The 2405-nt window shown below is 38.0% G+C and carries 3 protein-coding genes; all 3 read right to left on the bottom strand.

Features of this window, described 5'->3' with window-relative positions:
• Positions 1-228 precede the first annotated feature (228 nt).
• Entirely contained in the window at positions 229-516 is a 288-nt protein-coding gene (locus AC4GME_RS18750) for a hypothetical protein (protein ID WP_490376630.1), read from the bottom strand.
• A 658-nt stretch (positions 517-1174) separates the two neighbouring features.
• Entirely contained in the window at positions 1175-1642 is a 468-nt protein-coding gene (ybaK, locus tag AC4GME_RS18745; RefSeq protein WP_490376631.1) for a Cys-tRNA(Pro) deacylase, read from the bottom strand.
• Positions 1643-1648: 6 nt separating this feature from the next.
• The gene (locus tag AC4GME_RS18740; protein ID WP_490376632.1) at positions 1649-2344 is read right to left on the bottom strand and encodes an aspartate/glutamate racemase family protein; all 696 of its coding nucleotides are present in this window, start codon (positions 2342-2344) and stop codon (positions 1649-1651) included.
• Between the last annotated feature and the right edge of the window lie 61 nt (positions 2345-2405).

Here is a 2405-nt window from a genome sequence, read left to right as displayed (position 1 = left end):
AAGGTAAGAATCCATAATATAAATTATCAAATATGTGGTTTGCACCACCTATAAACAAGCAGAGGCACAAAACGAAAACGACTATTTTTTCCATGTAACCAAACACCTCGTTTGTTACCTAACGCCGCAAACAACAGCACATAGGTTGGCGTTGTTTTTGCTGGCTTTTTGTTTTTAGCAAAAACCGCGACAGCCGTTATGCGTCTGATTGCTTTGCTTTGTTATATTTTACTTATTCTTCTGTTGAGCTAAGTACGAAGCATATTCAGACCTAGCTTTACTGTTGGGTTTTATACCTTTCGCTTCACACCAGCTTACCAATGCACTTATTTTAATTGCTGTTTTCTTTACAGACTGCCCATTTAATCTTAATTCTGAGATTGTTTTTTCTGCACCTTGCCGCCACTCTTCATAGCAATCATCAAGTGAAGATGGATCGTCCACAACCTCTTTTAAGCGTTGCCACTCTTCAGGTTGATACCACGCTATAGAATATACAATTTTCTGTTCTTCCATTGCTGACTACTCCGTGAAATATAACAGCTTTATATACATCACAGTGACGCAATTTCCCTGTTGTATATCTTAATTATTTAAAACATCACAATAAACAAAAAATCAAATTGATTCAATGAATTATGAACGTTTTTAGCAAAATCGTGAATCGACAAATGCGTCACCAGGAAGATATGCACATTTTTAAAGCACATCTAACCCTTTCTTTTATAAAGGGAACTCAGAAAGTCCCCTGATAACCTTCGCAGTGACGCTTTTGTCGGAATTCCGACAAAACAGGCGCAGTGACGTAATTTGTAGTTTTATTGACAAAACAGGCCACATTCAGTGATTATAAATACAGTATGTAGGTTGTTATGTTCGATGTGCGGTCCGAACTGGTGCGTTAAAAAGGGATTTATTTAGTAAGATAAAAAACGTTTCGGCGAATTGAACTGCAGTTCAGGTTTAGGAGCGGGACAGGCTCTGCCGTCCCTGTATACGGTACTGTGAGTTATGCGTCAGCATAGTGTCACGAACAAAACTATCCTTACTTTTAATTTTTTGCTGTTGAGAAGCATATCTTCTTCGTACAGCGAAACAGCAACGATGAAATCTACAGCAAATGCCCCAAGCGAAAGCCTACAACTATTCAAAATAAGAGAATTGATGCACAGCGTTAGCCCCGGATTTCCGCACAAGAAGCGCTTAATATCTTAATTAAATCAAGAGGATTTAATTCAATCTCCAGCCCTCTTTTTCCTGCACTAATGTAGATATTTTCAAAATCTAACGCACTTTTATCAAGCACTGTTTTTAAACGTTTTTTCTGCCCCAAGGGACTGACACCTCCCAATACGTAACCTGTTGAACGCAATACCTGATCGACATCTGCCATGGTTGCTTTTTTAGCGCCAAGTACTTTGGCAATATGTTTCATGCTCAATTTATGGGAGACGGGTAAAACGGCAACCGCCAGCTGTGAATTATCCAAATTCACTACTAAGGTTTTAAACACCTGCTTCGGATTAGTTCCCATTTTGCTTACAGCTTCCAAACCATAAGCGCCGCTACCTTTATCATGTGCATATTGGTGAACTTGAAATACTATTTTTTGTTTTTTGGCCAGATTAATTGCAGGAGTCATTTTATATTAGCTCTGTAAAGCCAACTGAACTGCACTGTTAGCATGTATTTCAGTGGTATCATACAAAGGCACCTTTGTATCACTTTGTTTCACTAACAGGGCAATTTCAGTGCAGCCAAGAATGACAGCCTGCGCACCTTGCGCAAAAAGTTTATCGATAATTGCCAGATATAACTGACGTGAAAGATCAACAATTTTACCATTGCATAACTCATCATAAATTATATCGTGAATAATGGTTTGATCGCTTTCACAAGGTACAACAACTTCAATCGAAAAGTTGTCGGTTAAACGTGATTTATAAAAATCCTGCGCCATCGTAAAAGAGGTACCCAGCAAGCCCACTTTACTAATTTTGTTTTCAATCAATTTTTCAGCAGTGGCATCGGCGATATGTAAGATGGGGATATTAATATTGGCTGCAATTTCAGGCGCAACTTTGTGCATGGTATTAGTACAAATCATTAAAAAATCAGCGCCCGCTAACTCAAGTGATTTTGCGGCATCTGTTAAAATTTCAGCGGTTTCATGCCATAATCCCTGATGCTGCAGTTTTTCTATTTCTGCAAAATTAACACTGTTTAATATCATTTTGGCTGAATTTAGTCCGCCTAATGTTTCATTAATACCTTGGTTAATCGCCTGATAATAACTTACCGTAGACTGCCAGCTCATTCCCCCTAACAAACCAATTGTTTTCAATTTATATATCCTTTTCTGAATTAATTATACCAATTCCGTTAATTAGGTGATCTATTTAGGC

This window comes from Psychromonas sp. (genome assembly GCF_983033635.1).
This window is presented reverse-complemented; position numbering and strand designations above follow the sequence as displayed.

Coding starts and splice junctions, on each gene's coding strand:
- ybaK (WP_490376631.1), bottom strand. CDS start 1,642: ATGACTCCTGCAATTAATCTGGCCAAAAAACAAAAAATAGTATTTCAA.
- AC4GME_RS18750 (WP_490376630.1), bottom strand. CDS start 516: ATGGAAGAACAGAAAATTGTATATTCTATAGCGTGGTATCAACCTGAA.